At 55.4% G+C, this 231-nt stretch carries 1 rRNA gene; it reads left to right on the top strand.

Features of this window, described 5'->3' with window-relative positions:
* Window positions 1–231 (top strand): 16S ribosomal RNA (locus H5S39_RS01215); the annotation flags it as partial.

Raw genomic sequence — 231 nt, 5'->3', positions numbered from 1 at the left:
GAGATAAGGCGTTCCCTTCGGGGACGCAATGACAGGTGGTGCATGGTCGTCGTCAGCTCGTGTCGTGAGATGTTGGGTTAAGTCCCGCAACGAGCGCAACCCTTGTTACTAGTTGCCAGCATTAAGTTGGGCACTCTAGTGAGACTGCCGGTGACAAACCGGAGGAAGGTGGGGACGACGTCAGATCATCATGCCCCTTATGACCTGGGCTACACACGTGCTACAATGGAC

The sequence above is a fragment of the Limosilactobacillus rudii genome (assembly GCF_014145455.1).
In the GTDB taxonomy this organism is placed as follows: Bacteria; Bacillota; Bacilli; order Lactobacillales; family Lactobacillaceae; genus Limosilactobacillus; species Limosilactobacillus rudii.
This window is presented reverse-complemented; position numbering and strand designations above follow the sequence as displayed.